Origin of the sequence: Lentzea sp. NPDC059081, assembly GCF_042738015.1 — a bacterium.
Lineage (GTDB): Bacteria > Actinomycetota > Actinomycetes > Mycobacteriales > Pseudonocardiaceae > Lentzea.
The window spans coordinates 279,177-297,835 of record NZ_JBHYGW010000009.1 but is presented as its reverse complement, the minus strand read 5'-3'; the positions used below and the strand labels follow the sequence as shown (position 1 = coordinate 297,835).

At 70.8% G+C, this 18,659-nt stretch carries 16 protein-coding genes; 10 read left to right on the top strand and 6 right to left on the bottom strand.

Annotated elements, in window-relative coordinates:
• The first annotated feature begins 226 nt into the window (after positions 1–226).
• Together ACFWV3_RS22500 and ACFWV3_RS22495 are read left to right on the top strand one after the other, a co-directional pair.
• Entirely contained in the window at positions 227–1,852 is a 1,626-nt protein-coding gene (locus ACFWV3_RS22500) for a purine-cytosine permease family protein (RefSeq protein ID WP_382413375.1), read from the top strand.
• A 37-nt stretch (positions 1,853–1,889) separates the two neighbouring features.
• Complete coding sequence (locus ACFWV3_RS22495) at positions 1,890–3,587, top strand: cation:proton antiporter (RefSeq protein WP_382413374.1); 1,698 nt, start codon at positions 1,890–1,892, stop codon at positions 3,585–3,587.
• On the opposite strand, the gene ACFWV3_RS22490 is transcribed toward ACFWV3_RS22495, so the two are convergent.
• Entirely contained in the window at positions 3,584–4,768 is a 1,185-nt protein-coding gene (locus tag ACFWV3_RS22490) for an FAD-dependent monooxygenase (RefSeq protein ID WP_382413373.1), read from the bottom strand. The genes ACFWV3_RS22495 and ACFWV3_RS22490 overlap by 4 nt on opposite strands.
• A 193-nt stretch (positions 4,769–4,961) precedes the next feature.
• Here ACFWV3_RS22490 and ACFWV3_RS22485 point away from each other — a divergent pair, with 193 nt between their 5' ends.
• Positions 4,962–8,123, top strand: coding sequence for a S8 family serine peptidase (locus ACFWV3_RS22485; protein ID WP_382413372.1), 3,162 nt, complete (start codon positions 4,962–4,964; stop codon positions 8,121–8,123).
• A gap of 108 nt (positions 8,124–8,231) precedes the next feature.
• Positions 8,232–8,876 carry a hypothetical protein gene (locus tag ACFWV3_RS22480; RefSeq protein ID WP_382413371.1) on the top strand — a complete coding sequence of 215 codons (645 nt, stop codon included), beginning with the start codon at positions 8,232–8,234 and terminating at the stop codon, positions 8,874–8,876.
• Here ACFWV3_RS22480 and ACFWV3_RS22475 read toward each other — a convergent pair.
• Positions 8,869–9,615, bottom strand: a complete 747-nt coding sequence (locus tag ACFWV3_RS22475; protein WP_382413370.1) for an alpha/beta fold hydrolase — start codon at positions 9,613–9,615, stop codon at positions 8,869–8,871. The two genes, ACFWV3_RS22480 and ACFWV3_RS22475, sit on opposite strands and share 8 nt — an antisense overlap.
• A 7-nt stretch (positions 9,616–9,622) precedes the next feature.
• Entirely contained in the window at positions 9,623–10,186 is a 564-nt protein-coding gene (locus ACFWV3_RS22470; RefSeq protein ID WP_382413369.1) for a TetR/AcrR family transcriptional regulator, read from the bottom strand.
• Between the two features lie 54 nt (positions 10,187–10,240).
• Here ACFWV3_RS22470 and ACFWV3_RS22465 point away from each other — a divergent pair, with 54 nt between their 5' ends.
• The 6 genes from ACFWV3_RS22465 to ACFWV3_RS22440 all read left to right on the top strand — a co-directional run bounded on the left by ACFWV3_RS22465 (position 10,241) and on the right by ACFWV3_RS22440 (position 15,350).
• The gene (locus ACFWV3_RS22465; protein WP_382413368.1) at positions 10,241–11,029 is read left to right on the top strand and encodes an SDR family NAD(P)-dependent oxidoreductase; all 789 of its coding nucleotides are present in this window, start codon (positions 10,241–10,243) and stop codon (positions 11,027–11,029) included.
• An 18-nt stretch (positions 11,030–11,047) separates the two neighbouring features.
• Complete coding sequence (locus tag ACFWV3_RS22460) at positions 11,048–12,028, top strand: alpha/beta hydrolase fold domain-containing protein (RefSeq protein ID WP_382413367.1); 981 nt, start codon at positions 11,048–11,050, stop codon at positions 12,026–12,028.
• Between the two features lie 103 nt (positions 12,029–12,131).
• A complete protein-coding gene (locus tag ACFWV3_RS22455; RefSeq protein ID WP_382413366.1) occupies positions 12,132–12,593 on the top strand; it encodes a YbaB/EbfC family nucleoid-associated protein in 462 nt (153 codons plus the stop codon).
• Positions 12,593–12,910, top strand: a complete 318-nt coding sequence (locus tag ACFWV3_RS22450; protein WP_382413365.1) for a type VII secretion target — start codon at positions 12,593–12,595, stop codon at positions 12,908–12,910. The genes ACFWV3_RS22455 and ACFWV3_RS22450 overlap by 1 nt, the downstream gene beginning before the upstream one ends.
• Positions 12,907–14,325: a WXG100 family type VII secretion target gene (locus ACFWV3_RS22445; protein ID WP_382413364.1), complete on the top strand. Its 1,419-nt coding sequence runs from the start codon at positions 12,907–12,909 to the stop codon at positions 14,323–14,325. Before ACFWV3_RS22450 ends, ACFWV3_RS22445 begins: the two co-directional genes overlap by 4 nt.
• 38 nt (positions 14,326–14,363) lie before the next feature.
• Positions 14,364–15,350, top strand: a complete 987-nt coding sequence (locus ACFWV3_RS22440; RefSeq protein WP_382413363.1) for a hypothetical protein — start codon at positions 14,364–14,366, stop codon at positions 15,348–15,350.
• Here the strand turns inward: ACFWV3_RS22440 and ACFWV3_RS22435 are convergent.
• The 3 genes from ACFWV3_RS22435 to ACFWV3_RS22425 all read right to left on the bottom strand — a co-directional run bounded on the left by ACFWV3_RS22435 (position 15,340) and on the right by ACFWV3_RS22425 (position 18,608).
• Complete coding sequence (locus tag ACFWV3_RS22435) at positions 15,340–16,002, bottom strand: Type 1 glutamine amidotransferase-like domain-containing protein (protein ID WP_382413362.1); 663 nt, start codon at positions 16,000–16,002, stop codon at positions 15,340–15,342. The two genes, ACFWV3_RS22440 and ACFWV3_RS22435, sit on opposite strands and share 11 nt — an antisense overlap.
• 69 nt (positions 16,003–16,071) lie before the next feature.
• The gene (locus ACFWV3_RS22430; protein WP_382413361.1) at positions 16,072–18,042 is read right to left on the bottom strand and encodes an ABC transporter ATP-binding protein; all 1,971 of its coding nucleotides are present in this window, start codon (positions 18,040–18,042) and stop codon (positions 16,072–16,074) included.
• Positions 18,039–18,608 (bottom strand): TetR/AcrR family transcriptional regulator, encoded by a 570-nt coding sequence (locus ACFWV3_RS22425; protein ID WP_382413377.1) that lies wholly within the window; start codon positions 18,606–18,608, stop codon positions 18,039–18,041. The genes ACFWV3_RS22430 and ACFWV3_RS22425 overlap by 4 nt, the downstream gene beginning before the upstream one ends.
• Positions 18,609–18,659 lie beyond the last annotated feature (51 nt).

The window sequence follows — 18,659 nt, the reverse complement described above, 5'->3', positions numbered from 1 at the left end:
AAAAGCGTGGCCGTTTGACACCCCCATCTCGTTGCAGCGAGTGCTGTGGTGCGACTCGTGACGGGACCCCACCGCCGGCGCTCTTGGCTCAAAGCGGCTCGCCTTCGGCTTCGGACTGCTCGCCTTCGGCCTCGCTGGTTCCCGTCTCAGTCTGTGAACTCTGTGTCACTTGGCTGTCACACGGTGCGTTATCCGTGGAAATGCGCTGGTCGTAGCTTCGGAGCCTATGACCGTTGACGAGGTTGTGGAGCGCACACCGGCTCTCGGCGCGTCCAAGGAGACGCTCGAGGACTACACCCTGCGATTCGCTCCCCGCACTTACCGGCGGTGGACACCGGCTGTGGTCGGTGCTTCCGCGCTGGGCGGGATCGCCTACATGGCCGACTTCTCCATCGGCGCCGGGATCGGGCTCACGCATGGCACCGGCAATGCCTTGCTGGCCATCGGGTTCGCGGCGATCGTCATCTTCGTTACCGGGTTTCCGCTGGCTTATTACGCGGCTCGGTACAACATCGATCTCGACCTGATCACCCGTGGGTCCGGGTTCGGGTACTACGGGTCGGTGATCACCAGTGTGATCTTCGCGAGTTTCACGTTCATCTTCTTCGCGCTTGAGGGCTCGATCATGGCCCAAGGGTTGCGGTATGCCGTGGGGCTGCCCTTGTGGTTGGGGTACGCCACGTCCACGTTGGTGATCATCCCGTTGGTGATCTACGGGATGAAGGTGCTGGCGAAGCTGCAGAGCTGGACGAACCCGTTGTGGTTGCTGCTGATGGTGGCTCCGTTGCTGTTCCTCGTCATCTCGGAGCCCGAGTCGGTCAGCCGGTTCCTCGCCTACGGGGACCAGGGGGTCAACACCGCTGCTGTGATGCTGGGTGCCGGTGTCTGCCTGTCGTTGATGGGGCAGATCGGCGAGCAGATCGACTACCTGCGGTTCATGCCGCCGCGGACGGCTGAGAACAAGCGGGCCTGGTGGACGGCTACGGTGCTGGCCGGTCCCGGGTGGGTCGTGTTCGGGGCGTTGAAGCAGGCGATCGGCGTGTTCATGGCCGTGTACGTGCTCGATGCCGTCGGGAAGGTGGCGGCGGTCGAGCCCATCGAGCAGTTCACCGGGGTGTTCAAGCAGTTCATGCCCGGCTGGCTGGTGGTGCCGCTGGCGTTGGTGCTGGTGGTGCTGAGCCAGGTGAAGATCAACGTCACCAACGCCTACTCCGGGTCGCTGGCGTGGACGAACTCGTTCACGCGCGTCACGAAGCACTATCCGGGGCGGCTGGTGTTCGTGCTGGTCAACCTCGCCATCGCGCTGGTGTTGATGGAGGCGGACATGTTCAGCTTCCTCAACAAGATCCTGAGCTTCTACTCGAACTGCGCGATGGCGTGGGTGGTCACGGTGGCCACGGACATCGCGATCAACAAGTACGTGCTGAAGCTGTCGCCGAAGCAGCCGGAGTTCCGGCGGGGCATGTTGTACGCGGTCAACCCGGTGGGGGTGGGGTCGTTCCTGGCCTCGTCGATCCTGTCCATCTCGGTCTACTTCGGACTGTTCGGGGCGGCGATCCAGCCCTACTCGCCGCTGGTCGCGGTCGGCATCCCGGTGGTACTGACGCCGTTGCTGGCGGTTGTCACGCGGGGGCGCTTCTACCTGCGGCGGTCCGGCGACGGGATCGCGGAGCCCATGCTCGACGAGGAGGGGAACCCGAGCGGGACGCGGTACGAGTGCGTCGTGTGCGGTGAGCCGTACGAGCGGCCGGACATGGCGGCCAGTGCGGTCGGTGGGGAGATCTGCTCGTTGTGCCTGAGCACCGACCGTGACGGACGGCACGTCCTGCCCGCCGACTCGCCGGTGGGCTGACCGGCAAGATCCGTCCCGATCGGACACACTGCACGCCATGCAGGAACTGGCCTTGCTCGCCGTGGCCGGCGTGCTGATCATCGTGGCGGTGTCGTACTTCGCTCCGAAGCTGGGTGTCGCCGCGCCCGTGCTGCTGGTGCTCGTCGGGATGGCGTGCAGCCAGCTGCCGGGCGCGCCGCACGTCGCGGTGGCGCCGGAGCTGATCCTCACGGTCGTGCTGCCGCCGATCCTGTACTCGGCGGCGGTGAACGTGCCGGTGGTCGACTTCCGGCGCGACTTCACCACCATCGGGTCGCTGTCGGTGCTGCTGGTGGCCGTGTCGGCGTTCGGCACGGGGCTGCTGATCTGGTGGCTGCTGCCGGAGATCGGGTTCGCGGCCGCGCTCGCGCTCGGTGCGGTGATCAGCCCGCCGGACGCGGTCGCGGCCACGTCCATCGGCAAGCGGCTCGGGCTGCCGCCGCGGCTCGTCACGATCCTCGAGGGTGAGGGGCTGGTCAACGACGCGACGGCGCTCGTGTTGTTGCGCACGGCCATCGTCGCCATCACGGCCAGTGTCACGTTCGGTGGTGCGCTCGGCGACTTCGCGTTCGCCGTGGCGGTCGGGGTGGTGATCGGGTTCGTCGCCGGCCTCGTGACGGTGTGGGTCCGGTCGAAGATCCAGGGCCAGCCGGTGCTGACGACCGCGATCTCCTACGTGGTCCCGTTCCTCGCGTTCATCCCGGCCGAGGAGCTGCACGCGTCCGGCGTGATCGCCGTCGTGATGGCCGGTCTGGTCACCGGGCACCTGAGCGCCCGCAAGTTCACCGCCCACGACCGCATCTCCGAGCGCACCAACTGGCGCACCATCCAGCTGCTGCTGGAGAACGGCGTGTTCCTGCTGATGGGCTTCGAGCTCACGTCGGTGGTCACCGACGTGGCCGAGGACGGGCTCGGACGCACGCTGCTGCTCGGCGTGCTGGCGACGGTGGCACTGGTCGTCCTGCGGGTGGCGTTCATGGTGCCGCTGATCGCGATGCTGCGCCGCCAGCAACGCCGGGCGGACGCCTTCACGGACAAGATCGCGACGTTCCTCGAACGCGTCACCGCGCGAGGTCCCAGCTCCGACAACGACAAGCGCTACGAACGCGGCGTCCGCGCGATCCAGCGCAAGCAGGCCGACGTGGCCTTCTACGCGAGCGAGGGCCTGAGCTGGCGAGGCGGCGCCGTGCTGGCGTGGTCCGGCATGCGCGGCGTCGTGACGCTGGCGGCCGCCCAGACGTTGCCCACCGACCTGCCGCACCGGCCGGAACTGATCCTGATCGCCTTCACGGTCGCGATCCTCACCCTGGTCGTGCAAGGGGGTTCGCTGCCGCTGGTGATCCGCTGGCTGGGCATCCGCGGCAACGACGAGGAGCACGAGCGCCGCGAGTACGCGCGGCTGGCCGTCGAGCTGATCGCCGCGACGCAGGAGGTGGTCTCGAACCCGGAGCTGTGCCGCGAGAACGGCGCGCCGTTCGACGACGAGGTCCTGGCCATGACCCGCGAACGCACGCTCGCGATGAGCGAGAACGTCGACAAGATGCTGGTCGAGCAGAAGGCGGACGGCCACCGGCACCAGCACCTGGAGCTGCAGCGGCTGATGATGGACGCGCAGCAGAACGCCCTGCTCGACGCGCGGGCAGGAGGGACCTACTCCTCGCACACGCTCGAGCGCGCGCAGAACTTCATCGACAGCCAGCAGGCCCGGCTGATCTAACGGCGCAGGTCCGGCACGTCGGCGTAGTCGGGCAGCTCGATGCCGTTCAGCGCGCGGTCGACCAGTGCCATCAGCGCGTCCATGTCGGGCTCGGGGTCCACCTCGGCGCCCGGCAGCACGCTCTCCGCGTGCGCCCGGCCGATCTCCTGGTTGGCCTCGACGAACGGCCGCATCCGCGCTTCGTAGGCGGCGAACGCCTTCTCGGCGTCCCAGCCGGCCGACGCGAGCTCGCCGGCGAGCAGGTAGGCGCCGACCAGCGCGAGTCCGGTGCCCTGCCCGGACATCGGGGACGAGCTGCAGGCGGCGTCGCCGATCAGGCCCACCCGCCCGTGCGACCAGCGGTCCATGACGACCTGGGCGACCTGGTCGAGGTAGAAGTCCGGCGTGTCGTCGAGGTGGGCGAGGATCCGCGGGGTGAGCCAGCCCAGACCGGTCATCTGCTCGCGCAGCAGGCGCTTCTGGCCCTCGACGTCGCGGTGGTCCACGTCGAAGCCGGCCGCGGGGAACGAGAGGAGGGCCATCGCGCGGGTGGCGTCCTGGATGGGACGCAGGCCGGAGGACCGGCCGGTCTCCTCGTCCTGGTGCTGCAGGAACCAGCGGTCGAGCCCGAACTCGTTGGGCACGCTGTAGAACGCGAGCACCAGCCCGAGGTGCCGGACGAACCGCTCACGCGGCCCGAAGACCATCGCGCGCACCGACGAGTGCAGCCCGTCGGCCCCGATCACCAGGTCGAAGCGCCGCCGGTCGCCGCCGGCGAAGGTCACGTCGACCCCGTCCGCGTCCTGGGAGAGGTCGGCGACGCGGTCGCCGAAGAGGTACTCGACGTGGTCGCGGGTGTCGTCGTAGAGCACCTGGGACAGGTCGCCGCGCAGGATCTCGATGTCCGAGATGAACCCGTCGCCGCCGTCGTCGTCCGCGCGGTAGGTCTCCACGACGGTCCCGTCGGCGTCCACCATGTGCGCGCCGGCGGTGTCGGTGCAGGCCGCGCGGACGGCCGCGTCGAGCCCCATCCGCGCGATGACGTCCTTGGTCACCCCGCGCGCGTCGACCGCCTGCCCGCCGGGACGCAGGCCGGGAGCCCGTTCGACCACGGTCACCTCGGCGCCGCGCCGCTGCAACCAGTGGGCCAGCGCGGGCCCCGCGATGCTCGCCCCGGCCACCAGCACCTTGCTGCCGCTCACCACGAACCCCCTCGTCCCGACGACCGTCCGGAGTGTACGGAGATCCGGCACGGGAACCGGTCGATGCCGGTGATGACCGATTTGGGCCTGTCGCAGTTGTTTAGACCAATACTGGCAACTGGCAAGTCGTGGAAACCACCCTCGGAGCCAGTAGATCTCTAGGCGGGCGCCGGAGATCTCTGAAGGGGGGCGTATGAGCCACAGGTGGAGAAGGTCCGTCGCGGTCGCCGTGGTCGCGACGACCGGTCTCGTCGGACCGGCGGCACAGGCGGACGCCGCGCCGGTCGCGGCACCGGCGGGTCCGGGACGCGCCGTCACGCTCGTCACCGGGGACCAGGTCGTGCTCACCGCGACCGGGCACGCCGACGTGCGGGCGGCGCGGGGCAGGGAGAAGATCGGTTTCGTCACCCGGACCGACGTCGACGGCGACGTCAACGTCATCCCGTTCGACGCGCTGGGGATGCTGCGGTCCGGACAGCTCGACCCGCGGCTGTTCAACGTCACCGAGCTCCTCGGCAGCGGCTACGGCGACGCCGAACGCGGTGACATCCCGTTGATCGTGACCCAGCCTGGTGCGTCGAGTGCGCGCAAGGTGCGCGAGCTGCCGAGCATCGGCGGCGCCGCCGTGGTCGCGGCCAAGGACACGACGTTCTGGAACACCCGCGACGCCACCAGGATCTGGCTCGACGGACCCGTGCACGCGGTGCTGGACAAGAGCGTCGCGCAGATCGGCGCACCGGCCGCCTGGCAGGCGGGGCTCACCGGCAAGAACACCAGGGTCGCGGTGCTGGACACCGGGATCGACCCCACCCACCCCGACCTCACCGACGCGGTCGTGGAGGCCGAGGACTTCACCGGCAGCGCGAGCGGAACCGTCGACAAGCACGGGCACGGCACGCACGTCGCGTCGATCGTGACCGGCAACCACGCCACCTATAAGGGCGTCGCACCGGACACCTCGCTGCTCGTCGGCAAGGTCCTCAACGACGCCGGCAGCGGCACCGAGTCCGGCATCATCGCCGGGATGGAGTGGGCCGCGGGCAGCGGCGCGCAGGTGATCAACATGAGCCTGGGCAGCGACGCGCCCAGCGACGGCACCGACCCGTTGTCGCAGGCGGTCGACCGGCTCACCGCGCAGACGGGCGCCCTCTTCGTGATCGCCTCGGGCAACAGCGGGCGCACACCGGGTTCGCCGGCCGCCGCGGACGCCGCCCTCACCGTCGGCGCGGTGGACCGGACCGACGCGCTGGCCGAGTTCTCCAGCCGCGGCCCGCGGTTGCGCGACAACGCCGTCAAACCGGACATCACCGCGCCCGGCGTGGACATCGTCGCCGCACTGGCGAAGGACAGCCTGATCAGCAGGCAGGTCCCGCCGGTGGGGGAGGACCACGTCGCGCTGTCCGGCACGTCCATGGCCACCCCGCACGTCACCGGTGCCGCCGCGGTCCTGGCCGGTCAGCACCCCGACTGGAAGGCACCGCAGCTCAAGGCGGCGCTGATGGGCAGCGCGAAGCCGAACCCGGCGCTGACCGCGTTCGAGCAGGGCGCCGGTCGCGTTGACGTCGCCAAGGCGGTGTCCGCGACCGTGCACGCGTCCATCGGCAGCATCAACAACGGCATCGTGCAATGGCCGCACACCGACGACGTGCCGATCGCCACCGCCGTGACCTACTTCAACACCGGCACGTCACCCGTGACCCTGAACCTGGCCGCCGACCTCAAGGGCCCCGACGGCAAGGCCGCTCCGGCGGGCATGGTCACCGTCGCTCCGGCGACCCTGACGATCTCTTCCGGTGGGAGCGCTCAGGCCACGGTCACCACGAACACCAAGGTCGACGGTGCCGACGGGATCTACAGCGGCGTCGTCACAGCGGGGGACGTCCGCACGCCCATCGCCGTCACGCGCGAGGTGGAGAGCTACGACCTCAAGGCGACCTTCCTCGGCACCGACGGCAAGCCCACGCCGGACTACGCGTTCCGGCTGGTCGATCTGAGCAAGCCGGAGGCACGCGTGCCGTACGACGCGTCGGGGTCGCTGACCGTCCGGGTGCCCAAGGGCCACTACTACTTCGAGTCTCAGGTGTACACATCGGACGGTCGCCTGGCCGTCGCCGTCGAGCCCGACGTGAACCTGAACGCGCCCACGACGATCACGGCCGACGCCCGGCTCGGCAAACCCGCCGGGCTCGTCCTCGACCGCCCCGGTGCCGGGTCCGGCCAGAAGTTCGTGGAGTTCGCCCGGTCGACCTCCTACGGCGGCAAGGACTTCCTGCGCACCACGATCAGCCCGCCGGAGTACGGCGACGTCCTCGTGAGCCCGTCGAAGACGTCCGGGCAGTTCCGCTACTCGGCCGGCGGCCGGTTCGCCGAGCAGGACGGCGCGGGCAGCTTCGACGCCAGCCCGTACCTCTACAACGTGCGCGCCGACGTCAACGGACGCATGCCGGCCGATCCCGTGCTCCGGTTGCGGGACAAGGACCTCGTCAAGGTCCGCACCACGCACGGCGCCACCGTGCCCGGCACCGTCGGCACCCGTGAGGGCATGATCACCAAGCCGCTGCCGTTCGTCCTCGACGAGCTCTACTCGCCGGAGACGCCGTGGTACAACGAGTTCACGGAGATGACGACCGCCGGCGAGTTCCAGTCGCGCCTGTTCTCCAGCGCGCCCACGAGCTTCCCGAAGGTGCGCACCGCCACCGACTCGTACAACCTGGCGGTGTTCGGCCCCGACCTCCCCTCGAACCCGGGCAGGCCGACGCGGTACGCCAACCGGTCCGGCGACACGATGGTCTTCCAGGTCCCGCTGTTCGCCGACTCCGGCACCGACCGCGAGGGCTTCTCCGCGCACACCGGCAGCTCCACGCTGTACCGCGACGGCGTGGAGGTCGGCAGGGGCTCCAGCACCGGCGGCCTCTTCCCGGCCGGCGCCGGTCCGGCCACCTTCCGGCTGCACGCCGAGGCGACCAGGGACCGCGCGCTGACCAGCAAGATCGTCGCCGACTGGACGTTCAGGTCGGACACGGTCGCGGAGGGGGTCCAGTCGCTGCCGCTGATGGCCGTGAAGTTCCGGCCCGCCGTGGACGGGAACAACCGGGCGAGCCGGGCGTCGTCGACCATCGTGCCGTTGTCGGTCCACCACAACACCGGCTTGGACGCTCTGCCGACGGGTGTGCAGGTGTCGCACGACCGGGGCGTGACGTGGCGGGCCGCGCCTTTGGTGCGTCTTGGCGGTGAGTGGGGTGCCGTGCTGAGTCATCCGAAGGGTGCCGCGTCGGTGTCGCTCAGGGCGTCGGCTCGGGACAGTGCCGGCAACTCCGTCACGCAGACGGTCGTGGACGCCTTCCTGCTGAGGTGAGGGTGTCGGGCGGGGTGCTGACCGGCACCCCTCCCGGCCGCCGACGGGTCCGTGGTCGTCGGTGTGATACCAAGTGCCTCCGATCGGCTAGACGGAGGGGACCAGCTCGTGTCGGACAGCTTCATGGTGGCGGCCAGGATTCCGATGTCGCGCGACGGCTTCGAGTCCTGGCTGCGCACCCCGGTGAAGGACCTCGGCGCGATCGCCAACCCGGAGGCCATGTTCGACGGGTGGCTGTGGCACGGCCGGCGCGCGGACACCGAGTGGCAGTCCACGGGCGTGGGGATGACGCCGGCGGAGTACTTCGCGGAACGGGTCGACGACTCGTGCGGCGGCGACGAGGAGTGCGGTGTGCTCCTCCACCGCGACGGTGCGCTGGAGGCCTACCTGCTCCACTTCGGCTATTCGGAGTGGCGCGTCCACACGGCGTTGCTGATGCTGGCTGCGGCGGGGGAGTTCAAGTCGGAGCCCGCCGAGGACACCGTGCTGTTCTGGGCCGAGACCGGCGCCAACCTCTGGCCCGCCGACGCGACCGGGTGGCTGGCCGTGCTCTCCGTGGGCACGGACGGGGCCCGGTTCGTCGACGCGCGCGACCTGACCGAGGTGGTCGCCGGGCTGCGGACGGTCGAGAGCCGGTTCTTCGAGATGGTCGCGCTGCTGGGCGAGGAGTCGGAGGACTGGGACTCCGGCGAGGACTTCCGGACCGAGACGCCGCGCGACCCGCTCTTCACCGACCCCGCGGTGCTCAGCTGACGTCGAGAGGGTCGGCGAGCAACTTCACGAACCCGTCCAGGTTGTCGTCCATCATCATGTGCGCTGCACCGGGCACCACGCGCACGTCGCACCCGGTCGCGCGCACCGAGTCGAGGTCCTCGTGGCTCAGCTCGCCGGAGATGTAGCGCTTCGGCACGGTCAGCGCGGTCAGCTGCGCGCGGAAGGTCGCCGGTCGCTCGGCCAGCAACGACACCGCGGTGCGGTGCAGGCCGCGCGGTGACCACCGGCGCAGCATCCGGGCGTCGACCGACGTGTCTTCCGGGTCGTCGACATCGTCCAGGACGAAGGTGTCCTCGTCGAAGCTCGCGATCCGCGCGGACATCGTGCCGACACCGGGGTCGAGGTTGGGCTCGGCCACGACCAGTGCGCCGACGAGGTCGGGACGTCGTGCGGCGAGGCTGATCGCGATCGACCCGCCGAGCGAGTGTCCGACGACCGTGACCGCGCGGAGGCCGAGCGCCTCGACCACGGCCGCGACGACGGCGGCGTGGTCGTCGATCGTGTGCGAGAACGTGTCGTCGTGGTCGCTCCAGCCGCTGCCGACCAGGTCGACCAGCACGTGCCGGCCCGTCGACGCGGGGTGGCCGATGACGGGCGCGAACGAGACCGTGCTCGCCAGGCCGAGGCCGCCGATGTAGACGGTCGTGGGGCCGTCGGTGGCGCCGACGTCGAAGTAGGCGACCTGGGCGCCGGAAGCGGTGACGGGCAGCAGTTTCACGGCACGATTATCGGTCGGTGGTCGCGGCGACGGCGAGGAGGTCGGCGTGTGCCGACGTGAGCAGCTCGACGAAGTCGGCCCGGTCGTCCGCGATCCACTGCCGGGTGGCGGACCGGAGCACGGCGCAGCCGACGTCGGTGGCCAGGCGCGCGGTCCGCTCGTCGCAGCCGCGGCGTTCCAGTGCCGCGACGAGGGCCTCCGCCAGTGAGGCGAGCTTCACCAGCTCACGTTCCTGCAGCGGGGGGTTGGCAGCGATGACCGCTGCTCGTTCCAGCAGGAAGTCGCGAGGTCGGATCACGGTGGGAACGGCCGCGAACGCGCGGATCAGCGTCGGCAGCGCGGCCGTGCCGGCGGGCACCTCCTCGATCGCGGAGAGCACGCACCGCTCCAGCTCGTCGCCGGCGAACAGCACCTCGCGCTTGTCGGTGAACCAGCGGTAGAACGAGCGCTCGGTCAGGTTCGCGCGCTGGGCGATCTGCGCGACCGTCGTGCGGTCGTAGCCCTGGTGCGTGAACAGGTCCAACGCCGCCCGTTCGAGCCGGCCGCGTGTGTTGCCCTCCCAGCGCGCCATGCCCCCAGCGTAGCGACAGCAGATGCTGTCGTCACTTCTGGTAGCGTCCGAGTGATGACAGCATCTGCTGTCACTCAGGAGGGCACCATGCGGTTCAGCGACAAGACCGTCGTCGTCACGGGCGCCGGTTCGGGCATCGGCGAGGGGATCGCGCGGCGCTTCGCCGCGGAGGGCGCGAACGTCGTGCTGGCGGCTCGGCGCAAGGAGAGGCTCGACGCTCTCGCGGAGGAGCTGGGCGCGGAGCACGCGCTGGCGGTCGCGACCGACGTCACCGACGAGAACGCCGTCGCCGAAGCGGTGCGGGCCGCCGCCGACCGGTTCGGCGGGATCGACGTCCTCGTCTCCAACGCCGGCACGGGCGTGGTCAAGGAGTTCGAGGACACGACGGTCGACGACTGGCGCCTGACGATGGGCACCGACGTCGACAGCTGCTTCTTCGGGGCACGCGCGGCGCTCCCGCACCTGAAGCAGCGCAAGGGAAGCATCATCCACATCGCCTCCGCGTCCGGGCTCGGCGGCGACCGGAGGCTCACGGCCTACAACGCCGCCAAGGGCGCCGTCGTCAACTTCACCCGCGGACTCGCCTTCGACCTCGGCCGGTTCGGCATCCGCGTGAACGCCGTCGCGCCCTCGCTCACGGTGAGCGCGGAGCAGGCCGTGGAGCTCGGCGCCATGGTCGAGCGCTTCACCGAACGGCGGGCCCTCGCCGGTCACTCCACGCCCGCCGACGTCGCCGCCGCGGTCGCGTTCCTCGCCTCCGACGACGCGCGGTTCATCACCGGAGCAGTGCTCCCGGTCGACGGCGGCATCACGGCCGGCAGCGGCCAGCCCACCCTCTTCTGACACCCGGGAGGAATGATCATGACCATCGATCCGGAGCTCGTCGCTGCGCTGGCCGCCATGCCGAAGGCGGCGAACGGCAGCCTCATGGACCTGACCGACATCCCCGCCCTGAGAGAGGTCATGCGCGCCGGCCTCGCCCTGCGGCCGGAGCAGGTGCGGGACCCGCGGGTGGCGGTCGAGACGCTCCCGGTCGCACGACCCGACGGGACCACGCTCGACATCGTCCTGTTCAGGCCCGTCGACCTCGAAGGCCCTCTTCCCGCCCTGGCGTACTTCCACGCCGGTGGGCAGGTCCTCGGCACCGCGCACGACGACATCGCCTACCCGGCCGCGCTGGCTCTGGCGATCCGCGGCGTCGTGGCCGTCGTCGACTACCGGCTGGCGCCGGAGACGCCCGCTCCCGGCGCGGCCGAGGACGGCTACCTCGCCTACACCCACCTCGCCGGCCACGCGAGCGAGCTCCGGATCGACCCCGGACGGATCGGCCTGGCCGGGGCGAGCGGCGGTGGGGCCGTCGCCGCCGCGACAGCGCTCATGATCCGGGACCGCGGTGCGGCGCGCCCGTGCCTGCTGTCGCTGAACTACGCGATGCTCGACGACCGGAACGCGACGCCGTCGAGCCACCAGATCACCGACGTCGGCATCTGGGACCGCCGGGAGAACCTCCTGGCGTGGCAGGCGGTTCTGGGTGACCGCGCGGGCGGGCCGGACGTGCACCCGTACTGCGCGCCCGGCCGCGCCACCGACCTGGGCGGGCTGCCGGAGACGTTCGTCGCCGCCGCGCAGCACGACGTCTTCCGCGACGAGAACGTCGACTTCGCGAGCCGCCTGATGGCCGCGGGCGTGCCGGTCGACCTCCGCGTGTACGCCCATGCCTTCCACGCGTGGGACTTCTTCGCACCCGAGTCGCGTCTCGCGCGGGAGTTCGAGGCGACGTGGCACGACTTCCTCGTGCGGCGGCTGCACAGATCGACTGCTCGGCGGCGTGAGGAGGGCTGAGCGGACGATTTCGCCTGCCAGGAAACGATTCTGCTGAACGGGAGCGGCGTCCGGTGCGTGTCCAGGCTGCCACAGGTTTGTCCCCGCCGACGAGGGAGGCGCTGTGCCTGGAAGCGCGAACTGGGACGAGCTCAACGACAGGATTTCGCGGTTGTCCGTGACCGAGTCGTCGCGGGACGGGGCCGTGCAGGTCACCGTGTCGGCATCGGGAGTGCTGACCGGACTGGTGCTCAAGGAGCGGTGGAACCAGCAGCCGCCGATGGGCGCGGTGGCGGCGCAGGTCATGGACTGCGTCGCACGGGCCCAGGCGCGGATCCCGGACCTCTTGGGGCGGGCCATGGCCGAGACGATCGGGCCGGGCGACCCCGCAGCGGCACTCGTGGTGGCGGACGCCAGAAAGCGCTTTCCCGCTTCGGCGCCCCCACCGGAGTTCCAGCCTGTGTCGCAGTCGCAGTCGGTGCCGCGGCAGGGGTGGCAACCGCCCGCGCCGCGGAGGCCCCGGCCGCCGGAGCGGAACGACGACGATTGGGACGGGCGGACCGTGATGGAGGAGGACGGGGTCTGATGGGCGACTCGTTCGAGGTGGTGACGGAAGAGCTGACCGCGCACTCGCTCAGCCTGGTCAAGCTGTCCGACGAGCTCCGTTCGGCCGCGGACCTGGCCGGGCGGCAGAGCATGACGGGCGACGCGTACGGCAGGACGTGCCAGGAGTTCGCCGCGCTGCTCGACGCACTGGCGAGCGCGGGGCAGGTGACGCTGCGGCTGGCCGCGGAATGCCTTGAAGGTGAAGCGTCGAAGGTGCGCGCGTCTGCCGCGGAGTTCGACCGTCGGGAAAGCGGCACCGTCAACGCGCTCCGCACGGTGGGGAGGGAGCTTCGATGATCACCGCAGGCCTTCAGGACAGCGGGACGACGAGCGTGTGCGACGCCGTCAGCGGGTGCGGTTGGGTCGCCGGAGGTCTTGCCGCCGGAGGAGGCATGGGCGGGCTGGGTGCGACCACGCGGCCGGTCGACGCGCTCGGTGCGGCCGGGCTCGGCGCGCTCACCGGTCAGGTCCAGGATCTGCAGGACGTCGTGGACCGCCTGGCCGGCAACGCCACCGTGATCCAGTCGTTCGCCGACACGTGGCGGCGGGTGGGCGAGTCCGTCGGCCAGGTCGGGCAGCGGTTCGGCAGCACTGCCGAGTCCGGCACCGCCTCGTGGCGGGGCGAGTCCGGTGCGCGGTACCGGAACCGGGCCGCCGAGGTCGCGGGCGCGTTGCGGGACACGGCGGAGCTGTCGTCGATGGTCGGCACGCTCGCCGACAGCATGGGACAGGTCGTGGCCGACGCCCGGCGCACCGCGGGAGACCAGCTCGCGGACCTGGTGCGGCGCCTCGTCTCCTACGTCCGGACGGCGTCGGCCGCCGAGGGCGGGGTCACCCCGAACGTGCTGGCGCAGGCGTCCGGGATGATCGACGCCTACCGCACGCCGATCCTCGGCGTCGAGGACGCGCTGCGCCGGTCGATGAGCAACGTCGAGTCGTTGCTGGATTCCGGCGGCACGGCGACCGTAGTGGCCGGCTCGCGCGGCGTCCAGGTCGCGATGAACTGCGGGCCGCTCGGCCAGAAACCCCTGCCCGGTGAGGTGCACGCGCCCGACCCGCTGGGCAACGGCTGCGGCGGGGGAGGAGGCGGCGGTGGCGGCCGCTCAGGGACGCAGGCCCCGGCCACACCGCCGACGAGCACCCTGCCGACCACCCCACCGCCGTCGAACCCGCCTCCGTCGAACCCACGGCCGTCGAACCCGCCGCCGTCCGTCCCGCCGTCGTCCACCTCACCGAAACCCAATCAGCCCACCGTCTTCGAGCCACCGCAAAGCGTCCTCCGGCGCCACGAGAAGGAGTTCCTCGAGCGGGAGCGCGAACTGCTCAAGCGGGACCAGGAACTGCGTCGCAATCTCGAGAGGCTGCACAAGCAGGACTACGAGCGCGGCGCCGACTACCGCAAGCAGTGCGAGGCCATCCACGGGCCACCGCCGAACGACGGCCGCAAGTACCACGCGCACCACCCGTTCCCGGTGGAGTGGCACAAGGAGTTCTACGAGCGGTTCGGCATCGACACGGCCGACCCCAAGTGGTGTTCGTGGGTGGACGACAGGACGCACAGCCAGATCCACAAGGACGGGTACAACCCCAACTGGAAGAACTGGCTGGACAACAACCCCAACGCCAGCCGCGAAGACGTGGTGGACCACGCCCGTTCGCTCGCCAACGGACGGTACGCGTTGCCGTGGACCGACGAGCCTTGGGCCAAATGACGGGCGACACCCGCGGACGGCGTTGGGATGGTGAAGCGGTGGACACGTTCGAGACCCTGGGGGCCGTGGCACATCCGGGCGGAATGCTGGTGTGTCGGCCGGAACTGACCGTGGGTGTCGTGCGCGCGGTGTCCCGGCCCTCCTCCCTGGAGATCGAGCTGCTGGCCCGCCTCCCACTGGACCGGCGCGACGCTGCCGCGCGGCAGCGCGACATCCGCGACGGGGTCACCGTGCGCCCCGCGCCCCGCCGTCTGCTGCCGGAGTACGACGAGGGCATGGACCTGCGTGTCGGCCGGCTCGACCACACCGGCCGCGCGCACTGGGAGTACCCCTGGTCCTCCTCGGGGTGGAGCGGCGACGACTCCTCCGGCAGCGTGGGTCAGAGCTATCGGTCCGCGTTCCGGTTTCCGGCGCTCTTCGGCGAGACGTCGTTCGTGTTCGCCTGGCCGGAGATCGGCTTCCCGGAGACCGTGGTGACGCTGCCGTTGCCCGACCGGACCACCGTCGCGCGGGCGGCGATCTCGATCTGGCGGGCGCCGCTGGAGGTGCTTCCCGTGCCGGAAGGACTCACCCACGTCGCCGGTGTGCACCACCACGCACCGGCCGTCGAGTCGGGCACGAACGTCGCGCCGCCGCGCGTCCTGCATCGCCAGGACGACCGCGTGGCGGTCGTGCTCACCCGGTTGGTCGCCGTGGGTTCCCTGTTGTCCTTGGAACTGTTCAGCATCGGCCGGGCAGCGGGCGACGTCTGGGAGTTCGTCCCCTTCCGCCGTGCCCCGGCGGCACCGGACGACCCCACCTGGCTCCGGACGGGCCACTCCGGCGCCTCGGTCGCGATCGTCCGGGGGAGCGAGGCCGTGTGGCTCCAGCACGGTGACGGGTCGTTCTTCGGCGGCGACCGAACGGTCTCCGGCTCGCAGGAGTTCACCGTGGAGCGGCCGGACGACGACGTGCTCGACCTGATCGTCGCGTGGCCGCGCGCCGGGCTCGACGACGCGCGGGTCCGCATCCCCCTCACCCCGTGAACTTCCTCCACCGGCCTTCGGAGACCACCTCCACGGACCCGTCGACGACCTCGATGGCGGTCTGCTCGTCGATGGCGTAGGCGGGGCCGTCGATCCCGGCCGCCCAGCGCTCGGCGTCGGCCATCGTGTTCGTCGGGAAGGCGTCGAGGTGCGGGAAGATCGAGAAGTCGACGACTCCCAGCCCGCGGTCGTCCGGCGCGTCCGGCCACTCGACGAAGTCCTCGCCGATCCGGGGTGTCATCACCATGCTTCCGGCGCTCACGCCGACCCAGACCTTGTCCCGCAACGTCGGCAGCAGGTCGGCGAGCCCCGACGCGCGCATCCAGTGGTGCAGGTACGTCGCGTCGCCGCCATCGACCAGGAGCACGTCGGCTTCCCGGACCCAGGGGACCCACCGCCGCGCGCCGATCGTGGGCAGCGCGGTGAGCTCGAGGACGCCGAGCGACGCCCAGCCGAGGCCGGAGAAGTGCCGCCACCGGGACTCGCCGGCGACGAACCCCCGCACCGACGCCGGACCGCACCTCGGGTGGCCCCACAGGGCCGTCGGGACGCACAGCGCGTGGCACTCGGCGACCGGCCTGCCGAGCAGCCGCTCGAGTGCCGCGTGGATGCTCGGGTTCGTGACGCCGCCCGAGGTGAGCAAGAGCTTCAAGGTGTCTCCGGTTCGCGCGCGGGAGAGGGACGTGGGTGCTGACCACCGGCCGCGCCGGAACTCATCGGCTCAGCCGGGAACCTCGTCCAGGTAGGCCTGCGCCTGCAACGTGAACAGCTCGGCGTACCCGGCCTTCGCGGCCATCAGCTCCTCGTGCGTCCCGTACTCGGCGACCTTCCCGTGCTCCAGCAACAGGATCCGCTCCGCCTGCCGCACCGTGGAGAACCGGTGCGAGATGTAGAGCGTCGTCCTGCCCTCCGACAGCTCGCGCAGCCGGGCGAACAGGTCGTGCTCGGCCTGCGCGTCCAGCGCCGACGTCGGCTCGTCGAGCACCAGGATCGGTGCCTCCCGCTGGAACGCCCTGGCCAGCGCGATCTTCTGCCACTCGCCGCCGGACAGGCTGACGCCCTGGTCGAACCAGCGGCCGAGCGGGCTGTCGTAGCCGCGCGGCAGTCGTTCGATCCGCTCGTCGGCGCCGGCTCGGCGCGCCGAGTCCTCGACGTGCGCCCGGTCCTCCAGGCGGGTCAGGTCGCCGAGCCCGATGTTCTCCGCGGCCGTGCCCTGGTATGTGACGTAGTCCTGGAACATCGCGCTGATCCGCGTGCGCAGCGCGACCGGGTCGTACTCCCGGATGTCCACGCCGTCGAGCAGGATGCGGCCGCCGGTCGGGTCGTACAGGCGGCACAGCAGCTTGAACAACGTCGACTTGCCCGCGCCGTTGCGGCCCACCACCGCCACCGTCTCGCCGGGCCGGATCTCGAAGCTGACGTGGTCCAGCGCGGGTTCCTCGGCGCCGGGGTAGCTGAAGGTCACCGCGTCGAACTCGATGTGACCCTCCACTGTGGACGGCATCGGCCGGGGTGAGGCGGGTGCGGTGATCTCCGGCTTCGTGTCGAGGAAGCGGTAGAGCGTGTCGAGGTAGAGGTTGTTCTCGTACATCCCGGAGAAAGCCGTGAACAGCCCGGACACCGACGACTGCACGGACGCTGCCGCGGCGGTGTACAGCGCCAGGTCGCCCAGCGTCAGGCGCCCGCCGACCGCTTCCAGCGCGATGTACAACGTGATCGCCGAACCCGCGAACGTGCTCAGCAGTCCCCAGGAGGTCGAGCTGACGTTGCGGTTCACGGTCAGCTTGCGCTGCCGCTCGTAGGAGACGACGCCGAGCCGGCGGAACCGGTCGACGAAGTACGGGCCGAGCCCGAACAGCTTCGTCTCCTTGGCGTAGGTGTCCGTCGTGACCAACGACGACAGGTAGTCCATCCGGCGCTTGATCGGCGACATCATGAACGTCAGCCAGAACGCGCGCGTGCCGTACTTCGACTGCGAGATGAACGCCGGGATCGGCGCCACGAGTGCGACCAGCGCCAGCAGCGGGCTGATCGAGACGAGCAGCGCGACCATGCTGCCGAACGTGATCAGCGTCCGCACCAGCCCCAGCGCGGAGTTCATCATCGACAACGGCCGCGTCGGCGCCTCCTGGGCGGCCTGGCGCAGCATGTCGTACGACGTCGAGCCCTCGAAGTACGCGAGGTGCAGATCGCTGGCGTGCGACATCACCTGGTGGCGGATCGTCAACGTCATGCGCTCCTGCAGCAACGACTGCGCGATCGCCGTCAACGCACTGCTGACCGCGGTCGCCGCGAGCACGCCGAACTGGAGCAGCGCCACGTTCGCGATGTCCCGCGTGGTGCCGGTGTGCTGGATCGCCGCGACGACGGAGTCCAGCAGCAGCTTCGCGATGTACGCCGTCACGGTCGGCAGGAGTCCCGACAGCAGCGTGATCAGCGCCAGCAGCACGGTCAGCACCGGGCTGGCCTGCCACGTCAGCCTCGCGACCTTGGGCAGGCCGCGGACGGTGCCCACCACGGACGTCCACATCCGCCTCAGTCGCGAGCGGACGTCCCTCGGACCGTCGTCCTGCTCGGGTTCCGGGATGTCGACCGGCCCGGTGAGCCCGCTGTCCGGCACCGTCGTGGCACGCCGCCGCCGTCCGCGCCGGCCGAGCACGAACTCGACGCCACCTCCACCACCCGGGATCATCCAGCCTCCACAGCGCCGTGCAGGAAGAAGTCGACCACCTGGCGCGTGGTGGGCGGCTCGACGTCCGGCGCCAGCCTGCGGCCGCCGAACAACAGGGTCAGGAAGAGGCCGGCGAGCTGTTCCGGTGGCAGCCGCAGCCGGTCCCGGTCGGGTGTGAAGAGCTCGACCATCGCCCCGCGGATGGCGGCCATCGACTCACGGCGCCCGCCCTTGCCGCGGTGCGCGGGGTCGCGGTGCTTGGGCCGCCCGGACGCGTGCAGGGCGCTCATCAACGCGCCCATCCGCTCCAGGTGCGCGCCCAGTGCCTCGGCGGCCTCGACCAGGCGGTCAGCCAACGGCAGGTCGGCGGGGATCTCGGCGATCGCGTCGAGCACGTGGTCGGGCCGCAACGCCTCGGCCGTGCAGGCGTCGAGCAGCTCGTCCTTGTCCTTGAACGCGCGGAAGACGGTGCCCTCGCCGATGCCGGCGGCACGGGCGATCTGGCTGCTGGTCACGTTCGCGCCGTGCTCGACCAGGAGCGGGAGCACGGCGTGCACGATCATGGCGCGCCGGTCCTCGGCGCTCATGCCCGGCGCTCTTCGCCGGGTCTCCGATGCTGGTGTCATGCGCCCATGATG